The sequence below is a fragment of the Paenibacillus ginsengarvi genome, assembly GCF_003626695.1.
Lineage (GTDB): Bacteria > Bacillota > Bacilli > Paenibacillales > NBRC-103111 > Paenibacillus_AB > Paenibacillus_AB ginsengarvi.
Map to the genome: position 1 here is coordinate 196,005 of NZ_RBAH01000010.1, position 18,833 is coordinate 214,837.

The following is an 18,833-nucleotide window of genomic DNA, read 5'->3' on the forward strand; positions in this document are numbered from 1 at the left end:
ACAACAGCCGGTGTAGCAAAGCTGAATGCTGTGATCGCCTTCGCCGGGTTCGCTGCTACATTCACGGTTACACTGTAACTCTTCGTAGAGTTATCCGCTGCGGTCACCGTGTAGGTCACCGGATTGGTAAAGTCCCTCGCCACTCCGCTTCCTGGCGAGACGCTAGCACCTGTATGCGTAATGGTCGGCGTCAACGAGGTGACATTCGTGCCATACGGTACGTTTACGGTGATCGTACCGCTTCCCTCGTCCACCGTACCCGTAGCAGCCGGTGTAGCGAAGCTGAACGCCGTGATCGCCTTCGCCGGGTTTGCTGCCACATTTACCGTTACGCTGTAACTCTTCGTGGAGTTATCCGCTGCGGTTACCGTATACGTCACCGGATTGGTGAAATCCCGTGCAACTCCACTGTTCGGCGAGATGCTAGCACCTGTATGCGTAATTGTCGGCGTCAACGAGGTGACATTCGTGCCATACGGTACGTTTACGGTGATCGTACCGCTTCCCTCGTTCACCATACCGACAACAGCCGGTGTAGCAAAGCTGAATGCTGTGATCGCCTTCGCCGGGTTCGCTGCCACATTCACGGTTACACTGTAACTCTTCGTAGAGTTATCCGCTGCGGTCACCGTGTAGGTCACCGGATTGGTGAAGTCCCGCGCCACTCCGCTGTTCGGCGAAATACTTGCTCCTGTATGCGTAATCGTCGGCGTCAGCGACGTGACATTCGTGCCATACGGTACGTTGACAGTAATCGTACCGCTTCCCTCGTCCACCGTACCGACAACAGCCGGTGTAGCAAAGCTGAATGCTGTGATTTCCTTCGTCGGGCTTGCGGCCACGTTCACCGTTACGGTGTAGCTCTTCGTGCTTCCATCCGCCGCACTCACCGTATACATCACCGGGTTGGTAAAATTCCGCGACACTCCACTGTTCGGCGAGATGCTCGCACCCGTATGCGTAATTGTTGGCGTCAGCGACGTGACGTCCGTTCCATAGGGAACCGTGACGCTTATCGTACGACTCGCCTCGTTCACTGTTCCCGTCACTGCCGGGCTTACGAAGCTGAATCCCGTGATTTCCTTCATCGGGCTAGCTGCCACATTCACTGTTACGGTGTAGCTCTTCGTGCTTCCATCCGCCGCACTCACCGTATACATCACCGGGTTGGTGAAATTGCGCGACACGCCGCTGTTCGGCCAAATGCTCGCTCCCGTGTGCGCAATCGTCGGCGTCAGCGACGTGACGTCCGTTCCATAGGGAACCGTGACGCTTATCGTACGACTCGCCTCGTTCACCGTTCCCGTCACTGCCGGGTTTGCGAAGCTGAAGCCGGTGATTTCCTTCGTCGGGCTTGCGGCCACGTTCACCGTTACGGTGTAGCTCTTCGTGCTTCCATCCGCCGCACTCACCGTATACATCACCGGGTTGGTAAAATTCCGCGACACTCCACTGTTCGGCGAGATGCTCGCACCCGTATGCGTAATTGTTGGCGTCAGCGACGTGACGTCCGTTCCATAGGGAACCGTGACGCTTATCGTACGACTCGCCTCGTTCACTGTTCCCGTTACTGCCGGGCTTACGAAGCTGAATCCCGTGATTTCCTTCATCGGGCTAGCTGCCACATTCACTGTTACGGCGTAGCTCTTCGTGCTTCCATCCGCCGCACTCACCGTATACATCACCGGGTTGGTGAAATTGCGCGACACGCCGCTGTTCGGCGAAATGCTCGCTCCCGTGTGCGCAATCGTCGGCGTCAGCGACGTGACGTCCGTTCCATAGGGAACCGTGACGCTTATCGTACGACTCGCCTCGTTCACCGTTCCCGTCACTGCCGGGCTAGCGAAGCTGAAGCCGGTGATTTCCTTCGTCGAGCTAGCGGCCACATTCACCGTTACCGTGTAGCTCTTCGTGCTTCCATCCGCTGCGCTCACCGTGTACATCACCGGGTTGGTAAAATTCCGCGCCACGCCGCTGTTCGGCGAAATACTTGCCCCCGTATGCGTAATCGTTGGTGTTAATGCAGTAACGTCTGTTCCGTAAGGCACATTAACCGTGATTGTACCGGCTGCTTCGTTTATTGTTCCAGCAGCAGACGGCGCCGTGAAGCTGAAGCCGGTAATTTCCTTCGCCGCACTTACTGCCAAACCGAGCTTTACGGGCTTTAATATTCCGTCTCCCCAGTGCCACAGCTTTCCATCTTGATCCAGGGCATACGATTTGCCAAATCCCCCCTCCAAAAATGTGAAGGCTATCAAACGAAGAATACCTCCCTCGAAAGAAGAGACACTATATGTCTTTGCATAAGACGTACTCGTGGTTGAACCGTCGCCCAGTTGTCCCTTGTCATTTACTCCCCAAACCCACATTTTCCCGTTAACATCTATCCCCAGCGAGTGAGTATACCCTGCGGAAATTTGAGCAAATTTAATCGGATTGCTGCCGTCCTTAATCGGAATCGGGACTTGATTATATTTGAAATCTGGAGAAAGCCCGTGTCCAAGTTGCCCTTTGTCATTGGCTCCAAAGCCCCATACGTTACCGTATATATCGAGAACCAAACCAAAAGGCCCCCCTTCACTTGATCCGGAGCCAATAGAAACAGATTTGTAACCGACGCCTGCTATCGGCGGATATCTTTTAGGATCAAATTCTGTTTCATTGATGTACCATAACTGATCCTCTGAATCAATCGCCATAATGATTTGAATATGCCCATAAATGGATTTGAATGTATAAGTAGTTCCATCCTTCTCCACATTCTGTAGGGTTGGTACTTGGGGCGTTGATGTTGTATTAGCCCCCCATGCCCATAGGAAACCATTGCTGTCCAAAGCGTAAGAAGCATCGCTTTTTACTGCTATATCTATAAAGGTTTTACCTGGGACAGATATTCTTCCCCATGTAAGAGAACTGCCTGAAGGCCCGTTGCCTAATTGTCCGTGTTCATCGTCTCCAGTCGTCCAGATATTCCCGTTTACGTCCAATGCAACGGAGTGATTAGTCCCCGGCTTTACTTTTTTAAATTTAACCAGGGTACTGCCGTTCATCACTTGAACTTGTTTGGGGAGTACGGAAGGTACTGTTGTTCCGTCACCATATTGGCCAAATTGGTTGCTATACTCCCCCCATGCCCAAATCTGACCCTCCTGATCCAACGCAAATGAAGTCGGATCTTCGGAAGTAACAGAAACAAATACGGGGTCATCTGGTGCGGCACGAGCGTTCCCCGGAATAAATAACGGACTTGCGATAAGGATAACCGCTAGTAGACCAAGCATTAATTTTTTTACGATTAAAGTTGATTCTCTCATCTTGTTCTCCCTTCCTTCCCTATAGCCCAATGCAAAATCATCCCAGCTTTTTGGCAAAAACCAGTATAACAAACGGCTATAAAAGAACTGCGAAAGAACTATAAAAGAACTATGAAAGAACCAATGTCGGCCAGTTATAGTGAAAGATTTTTACATATAGGATATGATCAGTAGTAGAGGGGAGATTGCTGAAGGAGAATTTCGCAGCTATGAGTGTAACGTTATCCAATGTGGTCATGCTGGTTTCCATTTTTTTAATGGTCGCGTTTTTATACTACGCCTTTCTGTATAGGCAGGAACGGGGCATCCGATATTTTGCCTGGGTGATGGTTTGCCGTGTGATTTACGCCGGAAGTGTCATTATGGAAATCAACAGCGAAAGTTTATCGTCTAAAATGCTGTTTCGAAATATGGAACAAACCAGCTTGTTGTTTGTCGTACCTACGGTCATTTTCTTTGTACTGGCCCTGTTCGGGAAAGACGAATACTTGCGTCCGCTTCGGATGATGCAGATCCTTTCGGTCTTCGCGCTTTGGTCCTTGCTTCTATGGACGAATCCGTATCACCATCTGCTGTTCTGGAATATAGAGCTGGACCAAGGACATTTGGAAGTAAGCAAAACGGTCTATTCGATCGCGTTCAATATTATCTGTTATCTGATGATTGCGGTCTGCGTTTTTTATTTGTTCGTTTATCTGCGGCGCGTTCGTCCCGAGCTTCGCAAGCCCGGCATCTGGTTGGTGCTGTGCGGCTGTATCCCCGCAGCGACGGAAGTGGCCAAGTCCTTCTATTCCGGCTTCACGCCGTGGCTGCTCCCTATCTCGGTGTATTGCGGATTTCTGGGAATGACCATGCTGTGGGTTGTGATCCGTTACCGGATGTTCTCGGTCGTGCCGCTTGCCAGAAATATTGTGGTGGAGACGATGGAGGAAGGGATACTCATTGTCAATCACAGAGGAAGCGTTATCGATAGCAATGCTTATGTTGACCCCTTATTTGCGCGGTCAGAAGCAGGTCCGATTGCCGGGCAGCCAATCGGCAAATTGTTGGCCAAGTGGCCGGGATGGCAACGCGCCTGCGAGCGAATGGAAGCGTGCGATATGGAGATCGATGCACGAGTGAACGGGGAAACCCGAGTTTATTCGGTTAAAGTGTATCCGCTGGCTTCCCGGGAAAGGGTTGGACAAGGAACCGTATCCGTATTGTTCGACATTACAGAAAAGCAAAAGCAGATGGAGCAGATCGTGAAGCTCAATCAGCTAAAAGACCATTTGTTTGCGATCGTTTCCCATGATATCCGGAATCCGTTAGCCGTCCAGGCTAGCTTGATTGAAGTGCTCGAAGCGGATAAAACGATGTTTAAAAGCAATCATCAGGAAGTGATCGATGCCTTAAGCGGGCAAATTCAAAATACGTTCGGGATGATCGAAAATTTGCTGGAATGGTTTCGCAGCCAAAAGGAAGGCATGCTGCTGCAGCCCCAGCGGTTAAGACTGGTAGATGTGGTTGAGGAAGTTTGCTACACACTGCGGATTAAAAGCGAAGCGAAGCAAATCGCTATACATATAGAAATCGACAGCGGCATTGCAGTATACGCGGATAGAGAAGCGGTCAATTTGATCGTTCGGAATCTGATGACGAATGCGGTCAAATTTTCCGAGCGAGGCGGGACCGTTCTGGTTAGCGCTGAAACGAAGGCCGGGCAGGTGATCGTATCGGTTTGCGACCATGGTGTGGGTATGGGAGAAGATCGGGTGCGGGAATTGTTCGATCCGCTGAGACTCGTATCCACAACAGGGACTGCCGGAGAGAGAGGCACCGGACTGGGACTGCAAGTCTGCCAACAATTCGTACGGATGAGCGGCGGACAGATTTGGGTGGAGAGTGTGCCGCGCCAGAAAACTGTTTTTTACTTTACGCTTGGCACTGCAAGCTCGGAAAGGGACAACGATGAAAGTATTGCTAATTGATGACGAACGGGCGATGTTGACGGCACTCAGCCAGCTGCTGTCGCGAATAGAGGGCGTGGTCGTCGTTGGGATGGTACGCAGCAGTGCAGAGGCGGTTGCGTTTGTCGCACAGCATGACGTGGATCTTGCCTTTATCGATATCAAGATCGCGGAAGACAGCGGGTTGACATTAGCCCTTGAACTGCGGAAGAATCATGCCGATTTGGATATTGTGTTCGTGACTTCCCATAAGGAGTTTGCGCTTGATGCTTTTGGTGCTTATCCATTGGACTATATTGTAAAGCCTATTTCTATGAAGCGTTTGGAAGAAACCGTTGCAAGAGCGGTGAGAGGGCGAGCGGAAAAGCTCAGTTCCAGTATCGTGGACAGTCCAAAACGATTGTCGGTTGCAAGCTTGGGAGGATTGCAAATTAGCAGCGAGCAAGGAGACTCCTTGAAATGGATGTCCCGCAAAAGTCAGGAGTTGTTCGCATATTTATTGCTCTGTCGCGGGAATCGTGCGGCCAAGACCCGTATTCTGGAAGATATCTTCCATGACAGAGAAGGGAAAAATTCCGAGCTGTATCTCAATACTGCGCTATACCAGCTGCGTAAGACGTTGTCTACACACGGAATGAAGGCGATACTTGTCTCCGATCGTGAACAATATCAGATGAGCCTGGAGCAAATCCAGGTCGATTTTATACAATTCGAAGAGCGATTGTCCGGTTTCCCCACCATTGATGAAAGCAATGAAGAGGCCGCGCTTGCCGCCGAGAGCATGTATACAGGCGATTTGTTCGAAGACAAACCTTACGGGTGGTCGCTTGCCGAGCGCGAGCGGCTCAGCGATTTGTACGAGTCGTTTGCCAAACGTCTGGTAAAGTGGCTGTTCGAAAATAATCGGATTCATCAGGCCGTTCAAATTGCCAAAAAGCTGGTGCGGCGCAATGAATTGGATGAAGAAGCGAATAGGCTGCTTATGCACGGGTTTGCCGCTTTGAAAGACTGGCGGGCCCTCCACTTGCAATATAAGCAATATGAAGCACTGTTGAAGCAAGAACTCCATATTCAACCTTCGGCAGAGCTAGCCGAGTGGTACGGTCAGTACACCTTTACAGAGCCATCACCGAAGACTTAATCGCAATATAAACGTAGAACCCTAGCCGACAAAGTCTAGGGTTCTACAAGTAAAACGTGACTTAACGTTCCAGAAGAGAATTCATGATGGTAACTTTTTTTGTTTACTGACTGGTTCGGCATGTCCTACTACGCAAGTATCAAAATCAAATCCTTCGATCGCCGTAAGTAAAGAACGCAATTGATCTTTATCCAAGTAGCAATTATTATAATAATCCACCCCAACCGCATCGCTAATAAATAATACCCTTTCTTGAGGTACGAATATGCAAACCGAATCGTCACTATGCGGCGAGGCTACGTGATGCAATTCGGCAACAAGGCCTCCTAAATCGATTTCCATAGAGCCGCTGAAGGAGATATCGGATGTCACTACTCGTATTTCCGATAGCAAAGGATACTCTTGACGAATACAAGTATCTGCAAATTCAATCTCAACCTCTTCTGCCAGTCTCTTTTTCATTTCAGAATCTGTCCATTCCCACTTAGCGATTTCCGCTAACTTGTCATTCGTTTTTTTGTGGGTTACGGTTACTCCTTCCACTGCATGCATCCCAAAAGTATGATCCCAGTGCCAATGCGTAATCGCAATGACGTCCGGCTTTCGGAATCCTTCCTTGCGCACAGCTTCGTTAAACATTTCAACATGATTTTTAGAATTGCCCGAATCCACCATTATAGAACGCTTTTGCCCCTGTATATACCCAAGAACTGGCCGATCGGACTCTTTACTGAACATCGTATAAAAAACACGGTCTGTTAGCCGCCTCAACTCCATGAAATAAATCCTCCTGCTATATTCATATCTTAGCCTAAGCATACTTTATCGGAAGTTTACATAAGCAGTTGACCATTATTCTATTTGTTTTTTATTAGAAGAATGGCTGTTTCGCCCTGTCATAACGTGCTGCGCCGCAGTTCATAAAAATACTGCACAGCCGGATGCTTTACCTTCATCTTCTCGGATATGGTTAGAATCCGCTTTTTTCCGATTCGTCTGTCCACCAATGCCAAAATATTCAATAAGATATCATCGCTCTCCAAGCTTTCCTCTATAGAAATAGTTAAAAACTTAGCAGCCACAACGGTAAAATTGGATTTACTTAATGCTGACTGTGCCGCCAAAAGCTCCTTTGCGTGCACCGTTATTTTTCTATTTCTCACAATTACTTTTAGACGATCCTCGGGAACGTTCCCCTTGGTCTCTTTTCTGACTGCTTCAATCTCTTCATGGCTGATAGGGATTTGAATATCCGGATCATTCTTAATTTCCAGCTCCGTCTGATACCATCTGATGAAGTTAGCTGTATCACTCATCTGGAGTACGTTCTTTTTATCTACTGTAATATAACAAATCCCCGCTTTATCAGGTACATAACGGTAGCTGGTTGCACTGTATTCGACCCTTCCCTCTAACGCAGGACAAAGAAAGCTATGCAGATTTTGTTTCAATTTGCTCCAGGACATGTGCTCCTCCTTGTTATTGTGTTTTTGATCTTTTTAAATTTTATCCATTCAGTCCGTATATAAGGAATTATGATTCCTACCCAAATGACGAACTAAATGCTCCTTATCCGGCTCATCTAATAACGATGGGGACGCGAATCGCTCGCATCCCCATTTCGTCCTCAACTCCCCTAACCACTCACTTAAAACCCTTATAAATCAACAAACGCTCTCTATAGGACTTGAGTATCGGGTCCCTTGCAATATCCTTGCTTTGATAGCGGCTTCTCGGCTACAGAGCAAGTATCTTGTCATCCTTATCATTGCCATGAATGAACAAAGAGCAGCCTCTGGGGTCAATGGATACTTTCCCGGGCTGCACTTTTATCGTCTCATTATGCCGTCCAGATGATAGGAGACGAAAGCTTAATTTGAATCTATATTTAATCGTGGGATATCCAATTAACGTTACTCTCATTAGTAAGAATCGCAATCGCAATATTCGTGTCCAGGAGATACCCTTTACTCATGCATTCCATTCCCTACGTGATTTGTTGACTTCTTCAAGAAGCTCTTTCCCTCGTTCAGGCGTTAAAGTACCGGCCGCTTCCAAAAGATCATCAACGGAATAGTCGTCTTCTTGAGCTTCCACCGTTTGCTTTTCAAGGTCAATGAATACACGAGGGTTATTTATGTTGAGTTTTTGAAGGATGGATTTTATCGCACTCGCGGCTTGCGGATCCATTTTTTTGGAGATCATCATTATCCCTCCATTGTCACTTGATAACTCATTATAACATAGGAGAGGCTGTTTCAAATTACCAATTCCCTCATTTATGTGGAACTTCAACCCGTATTCCACCGTTGCCCGTATAAATAAAATCCTGCTACAAAACAGCCATTTCCCCAATTTTTCTTCAACTTTTTTTGTCGCGACTTTAATATAATCTGAATAATCTTGATAGAAAAACAGGGGAAAGGCTTGATGGATCTCGGTTTTCACCGTTCTCCATTCGTCCCTTCCCCGATTTTATCACGGCTTGGATTTTTAGCACGGGTTTATTGGGGGGTTACACCCTTATAAATCAAGGAACATACCGCTTCCATGAGTCGAAATAAACAGAGTCAACACATAGAGTTAAACATAATAATGGGATACCTAAGCCCTTTGTTGTGTTTTGTCAAATTTTTAGACAACTCTAACTACGTAAGTGTTGTTCGGCATTGGATATGAAGCTTAGGTCAATGAACCCCTGACCTCTTCGTCTCATACGATGAGCTCTTCTAGTTAACTTGCTCAAGAACTCTTGTGATTAATTTTTTATTGAATGCGTTTAACTTATTATCGTCAAATGTACTGCCCTTAAATGTATCATCACAAATTTGTGTTAACTCACAAAAGTCATTATACGGCATTTGATTTTCGATTTTTTTTAGCAAGCTAATTATCTTTTCCTTTAAATCACTCTCAATAGATGACAGATATTTTGAATCGGAGTCAGCAGTCAATTCTTTTCTAGATCTAGAATATGCCCATAGTAATTCTAAGATGCTGTCCACTCCTTCGTACTCAGAGCGAGCGGGAATGAATAATTCATATTTCTGTTCAAAGCAGTCTAAAAATTGTTTTGCTATTTCTTCAGGAAATGGCGGTGATAAACTCTGTATCAATTCTTCGTCTTCTGTGTCAACAGCAACTTTAAGGTCTTTCAAAAACTGAATTGGAACCCTGAATCCGTTGTGAATAATTTGGCTTTGTTTATTTTTGTTAGCTATAACTAAATAACTGTAGTCCATAGAAGCAATGGGGGTGCATAGGTATAAAAAATTCATAAGCACTTCAGGATTTGTTATATCTAGATTGTCAACAATTATAGGGTAAAATTTTAATATGCCATCATTATAATATTTTACTGGGTAAGTAAGCAAAAAGTCCTCTGACAAACCATTCAGTGCTGTTTTAGAATCAATCATCAAATCGTTATATTTTTTGCTATACCAAGACTTTATCGCATATTTATTGAAATATTTGCTGGGCATGTGCTCTTTAAAGTATTCACATGTAATGATAAGGAACTGCAGACTTCGTTCTTCGATCACACATAATTCGTTATGTTCATGTAATAACATTCCATGCTCATCAACAATGGCTCCAAAGTATTTTTGCATGCTATGCAATGAACTGTGTGCTATTGTCAAATTGATCATAGCTAACCTACTTTGCTCTGGATCGCGTAGTAAGAATTTGACTAGCTGATTACAAAAATTTTGTATACCTCCAAAATAATCCGCTTTGACTTTACTGAACCCCTTAGGGAGAACAGCTTTTTCTTCAAAAGGTCTGTCTTGATGAGGGTAACTATACTCTCTAATGAGTTCTTTGTTTATTTCTGTTCGTAGGTTATCTATTTCAGTTGCGAGATTACCCAATGGTTTACCTTCAAGTAGTTTACAGATACTCGCTGTACACTCTTCAGATAATGTTGCAATATTCCTTCGAACAGTAAACCAACGATTTAGCCATTCCAATATACTGTCGCACTCATAATTGCTCATTATTGTTTTATCCCATAATGATGCGAATTCTTGATGAAACACTATTATTATGTTTCGAAGTGGCATAGCCTTATGTGCATCATCAGGGATATTATATCCAGAAATAATATCAAGTGTAGGCTTGATTGCATCAGCACAGTATACTTCAAATATAGGAAGGGTTTTGCAGATTACCATTAATCTAGAAACGCTTTCCTCGTTCCCTTTTCGAGTTTCACTCGGCAAAAGTATATATTCAACATGGATTTTATTCCCATCTTCACTTAAAAACAGGTTCAAAGATGTAGTAACCTTCTTCAGGTAAGTCATTATCTTCTGCAAATTGTCTTTCACAAATGAAGTATACGTCTCCTTGTCGCCGCAAAAGCAAGTATACATAATGCTAGATATATCGTTGATTGTGTAGTTCTCTTTAGCTGCCCATATAGCTTCCAATGAAATGTTTTTTGATAGATTAAATTTCCGATCAATATTAAGTAACCAGTACGCAATACTTGCATAAGAAGGAATGTCATCAATAAGTTCATTAAGATTTATAGTTTTTAGCTTAGTAAATAATTCCTCGCAAAAATAGTAAAGATCTGTTTCCGACAATACGATTTTCGGAACGGAATCCCTAAGGTCACATAAATATTTAATGTTTGCGTTATCAGGAGTTATTTTTATTAATTCGCTCAGGGTTTGCACTGAGAATTCAAACTCTTCAAATTGTGTAAATGGATTTAGATCCGTAGACAAAAGGTAAAGTCCACCATGGTTATTAGCATCATCAAATGCGGATTGATTTTGCACATAGTATTGCGTGACACCTCCAGAAAGCAAGCCTTTTAGTGCCAATACATATGGTGACATATTATTTGCATCCCAAAGAATCTCAATAATATTAGAGTAAAAATTCTTCTTGTTTGTAATTAGGTGAGGGAGGTTTGAAAATAGCTTTGGTAAGTATGTAACATCTGTTATTTTAACTACTTGAAGAGCTGTATCACTTATTTCTGCATATTCGTGCAACTTATCAACAATGTGTTGGGAACGTACGGGGTGTAATCCTTCTACATATTTTTCTGTTGTATTAACGCGGATTAAAAATTCATTTTCAACACTTTTTAATAGATCACCATAATCGCGATTTGTTGTTTCTAGTATACTTCCGACTAGCTTACTAACAGGAACTTTTATTCCGCAAATATCTGCAAAGCAAACTTTTCGAAGAATTTCGCATTTTATTCTTCCGTAATCCGTTTTGTTAATTTGAGAGATTTGATGAGCAATCCTCTCCGAAATCATTTCACCATGTGTAAGAAGATACACATATTCAATTAAAAGTTTTTTATCGGAAACTTTTGTCCAGGAACTTCTCCAGTCTGTTATAGCTTGATGAAGTTTTTGGGATTTTTGCAGCACCTCAAAAATACTTTTTGCTTCTTGCTCGTTAAGTACCAGTTTAACAATTTGCAAAGATCTTACATTACTTAAATTGCCACTGTAGTTATACCAATCATCTTCTCGTGTAGTAAGCAGAAGTTTGTAGTGATATGAAACTTCTTCCTGTAAAAGTTGGGCTAATCTATTCCACTCACCTGTTTGTGAATCTAAATTGTCAATAACAATTAATGGTTTTTCCCCTAGTTTCACTCTTGATTTAAAATACTGGACGATATTGTCTAATTCTTTTGAATCATTACACCACACAAGCTGATAAATTGCATACTCACTACACAAATTAAAAGCAACTTGTAGAGCCATGGTAGTTTTACCTTGTCCGCTAGATGCTTTAATAACTGTAACTCTATTATTTTGAATAGATTCTTCAATTTCCTTTTCTGTATTTATGCGTCTAACAGGCAATTGCATTACGATATCTTGTGGTGTAGCCTTCTTTCCTTCATAGTAGCTGAAATCATTTTCACAGCTCGAAATATTAAAATCTAACTTCTTAATCCAGCTATGAGCACGATTCTCAGAGCCTTTACTTATATCATCTTTAATGCTCTGAATTATTGTATTTAATTGTTGTTGATTGATACTTTCTCTTCGTTCCATTTTCTCGAGGCAGCATAATTTTATACCATTAGCAAACAAAGCAATATTTCCAGTTGTAATATCGTATTTTTCAATTAACAACTTCTCAATTTTTTCAGAGAGATCATTTTTATTTTGTTTTTCAAAACTAAGTTTTTTTATAAAGCTATCAAAGGAATATCCCATCCAATTCCAATTGGAGTTTTCAGTTTTAATATCTTGGACTATTCCTTTCCAGTACTTAGTAGAACTTTCATCTAAACTGTTGTCAAAGATTTTACTTAAGTTTCCTTTAGCTATAGAAAAATCATAAACTAGCTTAAAATTATGACTGGCATCAAACAAATAAGCTTCTAAAAAATTTTTCAAAACATCTTTTAGGAAACTCGCATCTTGCTTTTGGGTGGAATATTTTAGTTGAATATGAGTGCTACCTTTAGAAGAAACCTCACATTTGTAGTGATCGATATCCTCTATTCCTTCAAGGTGAAAAGTTGTGTTTTCATTAGATTCCGACAAAATTAAGTAGCAAGAATACAAAAATTGATAGCTAAAACCTGAAAGAGCAATTTGTCCACCAGTACGAGATTGTTCTAATTGCTCGATAGAAGCTCTAATTGGTTTTATGACTTCTTTTTTCTTTTTTGACGTTTTCTTTTTCCCCATAAATTATCCCTCATTTAAATGACAATTTCACAGGCTTTAAAATTTGTTCTGATATTCGGTGTTCTTAAAGCGGTTCAAAAAAAGCTCAAATATAACTCCAAAATTAGAACAAAAAAATGGTACACTTATACCTCTTTACTCTCCCGCAGGTGCCGCCATGTCGTGGGCATCTTGGAGCGTTAGAAGCACACTAATTGCCCCAAGCCAAGTTTCAACTTCCTTACATGCATCCATCTCGCATAGCCTTTCATAGGTCATCCTTGAAGCGACTTCTGTATTTAGTCTGGCTTTTGCTCTTGAAACTTTCTTTTTCCTTTTCTCTTCAGAAAGTTCTTCCCATGGCTGCTCTGAACCTCGATCTTGCAGGGCTCTTGCTATTAAAGTAGGAACATCGTCCATTTCGGAGAAAGAAATATCTAATTCATACACTTCCTTTATAGCGGCAGGATGAAGGTAATTCTCCATCTCTCTTTTTTCGGTAATAAAAGCTTTCGAACGATTACGCCTACGATTGACAATATTACATTGTTCTAAATATTTTGGCTGTGTACCCTCATCCCGATCATAAATGTGGATCTCTGGTATCCCAAGCCCACTTAAATAATTTGATGATACCCAATCCTTTAGTGTGCTGCCGCCCAAATGAAACATCGCTATTCTAGGATCATTCTCAATATCCGGAAAAAGTGGATTAACTTTGTGCAGAATTTTACTAATAATATTTAAAAACCGAACATCGTGTGGCCCTTCAACACAAATAAATACTTTAATCCGGCTATCCGGCAAAACTCCTAATTGATCAGCAATCCTTTTATATACACCGACATCTTCATATGTGATTTTTCTATTTCCATCTGTAAGAGCTTCTATGAATCGTAGTTGTTCTACATTAAGTAATCCAGCAAGACCAGGTACATGAGTTGTAACAATGACTTGACAATTATCAGTTTGCGAAAGTTGAGTCAGCGCCTCTACCAACATTTTTTGATTATTCGGGTGTTGAGCTGTTTCAGGTTCCTCAATGGCGTATATGATCCCAGAAGAACTTAACCCTAGCTGCTTGCGTTCGACTTCAGCACGAAAAAAGTTTAGTAAGATAAGTCTTCGAACACCACTCCCCCGTTTATTTATGGGTATCTGATCATCACTTGTCAACGACAATTTGAATAATCCTTCCCATTTCGGTTCTGATTTAAAACGAGGGGCTAGCTCATTCGCCAAAGCTGGATCCATTTGTCTCAACTTATCAAGTGTTCTTGATGCGACGGCAAGCACCTGACTATGTACAGTTTCTTTTATCCGCAGTAGGTCTGCTTCAACTGTCTTAATGGCCTCACTTATTGCATATTTCATAGGATCCTGGACTTCAGAATCTTCATCATTACTCGGACGATCAGCCTGAAATAGTGCATATTGTGGCAGGAACTTCACAATACTTTCCCATACAGCTTTAGCATTCTCTTCATTTAAGGGAACCATCTGTTCTTCTAACTGCAAATTACCCACATGATTTCTAATTGCTTGACGAAGTGTTGGGTTAGAACGCTGATCAATATTCCCTAGATCTATTCCAAGCGCTTGTGCACGGCTTTTGAGTTCAGCATTTTTTAACTTTATCAGATCTTTTGTTTCATTCGATGAAGGGTGAAAAGCGAAAGAAAACACCATTTCTTTAGGAGTTTTCAAATTACAATTGTACACCTTATGGATTTCAAGCTCTCCATTTTGATTAAGCAAGTTTTCCTGAGCAAAATCAGTTGGGGTCTGCGAATCCAAGACAACCTGACTAGGCAAATCTGAAAAGATGCAACCTATAACAACCTCTTTAGTAGTGCTGTAGACACATGCATCAGATTGCTCAATCTTGACAGTGCTGTTGTTAAAGAATATTTCTAGGGCTTCTAAAATTGTTGATTTACCTACATCATTTCTTCCTATAAACGTTGTAAAATTATCAAAAGGAATTTGAATTTCCTCTTTATATGATCTAAAATTTTTTATAATGACTCTCTTTAATTTCACGTTGGACACCTCCAAATGGGACATTCATGTAAATATTCGCCAAAATATGACCTGTTCCCTCCTTCCAGAGTAGTAATAAATACCCATCTTCACGTATGAAGAGCTATAAAAAAAATTTGTACGCTAAAAAAATAAAAACACAAGCGACAAAGCGCTTGTGTTTATCGAATTGGTAAATGTGGCTCTACATCACTTCGTTCTCACGAGCAACACACAGCACTCTACATGCCCAGTCCAAGGAAACATATCCACCGGCTGCACCTCTACGGTGCGGAAGCCACCGTCCTCGAGCACGCGCAGATCGCGGGCCAGCGTCGACGGGTTGCACGAGACGTAGACGACGCGCTGCGGACGCATCGCGACGATCGTCTCGAGCAGGGTGGCGTCGCAGCCTTTGCGCGGCGGGTCGACGACGATAACGTCGGCGCGGATGCCCTCCTCCCGCCAGCGCGGGATGACGGTCTCCGCCGGCCCCGCCTCGAACGTGGCGTTCGCGATGCCGTTCAGCTCCGCGTTGCGGCGGGCGTCCTCGATCGCTTCGGGGACGAGCTCGACGCCGTAGACGCGCTTCGCTCGCTGCGCGAGGAAAAGCGAGATCGTGCCGACGCCGCAATAGGCGTCGATGACCGTTTCGCCGCCGGTTAGTCCGGCATACTCCAGCGCTTTGCCGTACAGCGCTTCGGTCTGAACTGGATTCACCTGGTAAAACGAATTCGCGGAGATGGCAAACCGCACATCGCCGATCGTATCGTAAATCCGGTCGCTTCCCCACAGCACGGACGTTCGCGGTCCCATAACCGTTCCGGGCGGGCCGTCGTTCACGTTATGGCAGATGCTCTTCACGCCAGGGACGGCTTCCGCGATGCGCTTCGCGAGCTGCTCCGCTCCCGGCAGCCGTGCATTATCGGTGACGAGCACGACCATCGTCTCGCCGGTGTGAAATCCGGTTTTGATGATGACATGCCGCAGGCCATTTTGCCGCTTCTCCGCATCGTAGGCGGGAATGCCTGCTTCGGCGGCCATTTGTTTAATGAGGCTAACGAGCTCGTCTGCCGTTTCGCTGCGGATCAGACATTGTTCGCTGTCCACAATACGGTGGCTGCCCGTCGCATAAAACCCGAAGGCGAGGCCGCCCTCCTGCTCCCCTATCGGTACCTGCACTTTGTTGCGGTACCGCCACGGGTCCGGCATCCCGATGGTCGGATGCACGATTACGCCTTCTGCTTCCCCTTCGCCGGTTTGCGTCCCTGCGGCTACCCGGAGCTTCCCGATCCGCTCCATGTTGTCCGCCACCAGTTGCCGCTTCAGCCGCAGCTGCGCCTCGTAGCCGAGATGCTGAAGCTGGCAGCCGCCGCATTCGTCGTACACCGGGCATGGCGGCTCCACGCGATCCGGACTCGGCTCCAGCACCTCGAGCAGCTCGGCAAAGCCGTACTGCTTCTTGAGGCCGGTCACTCTTGCCCGCACCCGTTCGCCCGGCAAGGCGCCGCGAATAAAAAGGGTAAAGCCGTTAACCCGGCCTACCCCTTCGCCCTCATGCCCAATGCCGACCACATCGGCAACTACCAACTCCTCCCGCGCTACAGGCGCGGAAATCGCTGCTGCCGTCGTACCGCCCATACCGCCCGTACGTCCTCCACGGGAAGCGCCGCCAGACGAGCCTTTTTGTTTCGTTCGGCCGCTGCGGCCGTATCGGTTTGCCACGAATTACACACTCCGTTACCTAGGAGCTTTACGAGGTTAACTTACAGCCTTGTTAACGACCACTCCCCAAATTCCACAGGCCTTGGTCGTCGGTTAAGACGGTAAATCCCATCCATAAAAGCTCTTTATTTATAAGTCGACGTTCCCGACTCGTCCACAAAAATACGCAAATGATCCGGCAGCACGGATATCGTACACGGCAGCGTACCGCCGAATTCGCCGTCCAAATTGAGCTGCACGTAATCCGGAGACGTCACTTGAATATGCCGCGTTTTGAAATGGATCACATGCGGGTCGTTCATATGCTCGCCGCGCAGCGCCGAGGAGACGATGCGGATAAATTCGGGCAAATTGCATTTGCGCAAAATAAACACATCGAGCAGTCCGTCGCTCAGACTCGCATCCGGCGCCAGCCTCTCGAAGCCGCCTACCGAGTTGCTGTTGCAGATGAGGAACATCATCACTTCCTCATGGACGAGCATTTCCTCCGACTGGAAAACGAGCTCCGTCGGCCGCAGCCTCGGCAGTTTCTCCAGCCCTTTCATATAATAAGCCAGCTGCCCCAGCACCGTCTTGAGCTTACTCGGCACCTCGTATGTAAGCTCCGTCATCGAGCCGCCGCCGGCAATATTAATGAAGTAACGCTGGTTGACTTTGCCAACGTCGATATACCGCGTATGCTTCTGCAAGATAAGGTCGATTGCGTACTCCCAATGCTTCGGAATGCCAAGCGCCCGGGCAAAATCGTTCGTCGTCCCGAGCGGCAGGATGCCGAGCGGAGGACGGTCCGGCTTCTCCGCCATGCCGTTGATGACTTCGTACAGCGTGCCGTCGCCGCCTGCCGCGATAATGGCGTCGAAACCCCGGTCCACCGCATCCGCGGCAGCTAGGGCGGCATCTCCCTCCCCAATCGTCGCGTGGGTTGATGTCTCGAAGCCCCCATGCTCCAGCCGCTGCAATATTTCCGGCAATCTCCGCTTCATCTCTTCCCGACCTGAGGTCGGATTGTAGATCAATCTGGCGCGTTTCGCCATCGCCCTACTCCCCCATCTGGCATCGTTTCTCTGCGGTATGGCTTTTGCTCCATCTTCTCCAGGTTCCTCAGCTTTTCCGCCGCCTGCCGCTCGATCCACCGGGAGACGGACGGATGGGGCAGCAGCGCTTTGCCGTTATATAGGTAGCGAAGTCCGGCCAGCCGCTGCGGAATGACCGTATTCGTAAAATAGCCCGAGCTCAAAAAAAGCGGCGCGATCACAATATCGCGATCCGGTTCTTCCTCCTGCCATAGGGCGACAACGTTTCGCGCTTCGTCCGGGAGCAGCAGCGCCGTTCGTACCCCGGCATACCCGCCCAGCCGCTGAAGGCGTTCGGCAACGCGTCCCATGCCGCTTTTCCATCTGGCATAAAACTGCGGAAGCTCGCTGCCGTGACCGATAAGCACTACGTTTTGCCGCTGTGGACTGCCGGTTACGCCGCACAAATGATCGTACACCATATCCGCCACGACAGGGTCGTCATCCAGCGGCGGGCACATATGCACGGCCCCCTGCAGACGAAACGGCTTCAGATCCGAGTCGAACGACGGCTCCGGTAAATCGCCCAACGCGTAGCGGATTTCGTCCACATGCGTACTCCCGTACGAGACGAACAGCGGCACTACAACGATGTCCGTGACTCCCTGCGCCTCCAGAGCATCAATCCCGTCCTGAATCAGCCGTCCCTCCACAAGCTCCAGAAACGAAGAGACGACAGGAACCGGCCCGTCCCAGGCCGGCGGAACGGCGACAGCGGCGACAGCCCGGTCGATCAGACGAATCCACTCCGCGCTGCGGGAGCCATGGCTAATGATCAGCACGCCTGCTTTGCTCATCCGGGACACCCTTTCTGCCAACATTCATTCTCATGCTATCGAAACCGCTCCCGAAAGTCAATTCGGTCCATTAAGCCCGCGTGGACAAGCACAAAAATCCCGCTCCCATGCAGGAGCAGGATTCCCGTAAGCCGCCTCTCGCCG

General features: G+C 46.0%; 10 protein-coding genes and 1 pseudogene. 2 read left to right on the forward strand and 9 right to left on the reverse strand.

All coding sequences use genetic code 11. The annotated features are described in order from the left end of the window. Positions 1 to 3,314, reverse strand: a pseudogene (locus D7M11_RS37365) (hypothetical protein); the annotation flags it as partial. 209 nt (positions 3,315 to 3,523) lie between these two features. On the opposite strand from D7M11_RS37365, the gene D7M11_RS15800 reads away from it, so the two are divergent. After that, the gene (locus D7M11_RS15800; protein ID WP_120748200.1) at positions 3,524 to 5,284 is read left to right on the forward strand and encodes a sensor histidine kinase; all 1,761 of its coding nucleotides are present in this window, start codon (positions 3,524 to 3,526) and stop codon (positions 5,282 to 5,284) included. Then, positions 5,265 to 6,404: a response regulator gene (locus D7M11_RS15805; RefSeq protein WP_120748201.1), complete on the forward strand. Its 1,140-nt coding sequence runs from the start codon at positions 5,265 to 5,267 to the stop codon at positions 6,402 to 6,404. The genes D7M11_RS15800 and D7M11_RS15805 overlap by 20 nt, the downstream gene beginning before the upstream one ends. 81 nt (positions 6,405 to 6,485) lie before the next feature. Here the strand turns inward: D7M11_RS15805 and D7M11_RS15810 are convergent, their stop codons facing one another. From D7M11_RS15810 to D7M11_RS15845, 8 genes are all read right to left on the reverse strand, one after another. After that, the gene (locus tag D7M11_RS15810; protein ID WP_168928310.1) at positions 6,486 to 7,181 is read right to left on the reverse strand and encodes an MBL fold metallo-hydrolase; all 696 of its coding nucleotides are present in this window, start codon (positions 7,179 to 7,181) and stop codon (positions 6,486 to 6,488) included. Between the two features lie 119 nt (positions 7,182 to 7,300). Further along, positions 7,301 to 7,870, reverse strand: coding sequence for an SF0329 family protein (locus tag D7M11_RS15815; protein ID WP_120748202.1), 570 nt, complete (start codon positions 7,868 to 7,870; stop codon positions 7,301 to 7,303). Positions 7,871 to 8,375: 505 nt separating this feature from the next. Continuing rightward, a complete protein-coding gene (locus D7M11_RS37370) occupies positions 8,376 to 8,852 on the reverse strand; it encodes a hypothetical protein (protein WP_240041133.1) in 477 nt (158 codons plus the stop codon). A 281-nt stretch (positions 8,853 to 9,133) separates the two neighbouring features. Beyond that, complete coding sequence (locus D7M11_RS15825) at positions 9,134 to 13,093, reverse strand: P-loop NTPase (RefSeq protein ID WP_120748203.1); 3,960 nt, start codon at positions 13,091 to 13,093, stop codon at positions 9,134 to 9,136. A 135-nt stretch (positions 13,094 to 13,228) separates the two neighbouring features. Beyond that, positions 13,229 to 15,115 (reverse strand): ATP-binding protein, encoded by a 1,887-nt coding sequence (locus D7M11_RS15830; protein ID WP_158606645.1) that lies wholly within the window; start codon positions 15,113 to 15,115, stop codon positions 13,229 to 13,231. Positions 15,116 to 15,304: 189 nt separating this feature from the next. Next, positions 15,305 to 16,735, reverse strand: a complete 1,431-nt coding sequence (gene rlmD / locus D7M11_RS15835) for a 23S rRNA (uracil(1939)-C(5))-methyltransferase RlmD (protein ID WP_120748205.1) — start codon at positions 16,733 to 16,735, stop codon at positions 15,305 to 15,307. A 209-nt stretch (positions 16,736 to 16,944) separates the two neighbouring features. Then, positions 16,945 to 17,853, reverse strand: coding sequence for a diacylglycerol kinase (locus D7M11_RS15840; RefSeq protein WP_120748206.1), 909 nt, complete (start codon positions 17,851 to 17,853; stop codon positions 16,945 to 16,947). Further along, on the reverse strand, positions 17,832 to 18,689 hold the full coding sequence (locus tag D7M11_RS15845; RefSeq protein WP_120748207.1) for a sirohydrochlorin chelatase: 858 nt from the start codon (positions 18,687 to 18,689) through the stop codon (positions 17,832 to 17,834). The genes D7M11_RS15840 and D7M11_RS15845 overlap by 22 nt, the downstream gene beginning before the upstream one ends. Positions 18,690 to 18,833 lie beyond the last annotated feature (144 nt).

Bases quoted from the DNA above. Each gene is read 5' to 3' on its own strand.
- D7M11_RS15800 (WP_120748200.1), top strand. From the start codon at position 3,524: ATGAGTGTAACGTTATCCAATGTGGTCATGCTGGTTTCCATTTTTTTA.
- D7M11_RS15805 (WP_120748201.1), top strand. From the start codon at position 5,265: ATGAAAGTATTGCTAATTGATGACGAACGGGCGATGTTGACGGCACTC.
- D7M11_RS15810 (WP_168928310.1), bottom strand. From the start codon at position 7,181: ATGGAGTTGAGGCGGCTAACAGACCGTGTTTTTTATACGATGTTCAGT.
- D7M11_RS15815 (WP_120748202.1), bottom strand. From the start codon at position 7,870: ATGTCCTGGAGCAAATTGAAACAAAATCTGCATAGCTTTCTTTGTCCT.
- D7M11_RS15825 (WP_120748203.1), bottom strand. From the start codon at position 13,093: ATGGGGAAAAAGAAAACGTCAAAAAAGAAAAAAGAAGTCATAAAACCA.
- rlmD (WP_120748205.1), bottom strand. From the start codon at position 16,735: ATGGGCGGTACGACGGCAGCAGCGATTTCCGCGCCTGTAGCGCGGGAG.
- D7M11_RS15840 (WP_120748206.1), bottom strand. From the start codon at position 17,853: ATGGCGAAACGCGCCAGATTGATCTACAATCCGACCTCAGGTCGGGAA.
- D7M11_RS15845 (WP_120748207.1), bottom strand. From the start codon at position 18,689: ATGAGCAAAGCAGGCGTGCTGATCATTAGCCATGGCTCCCGCAGCGCG.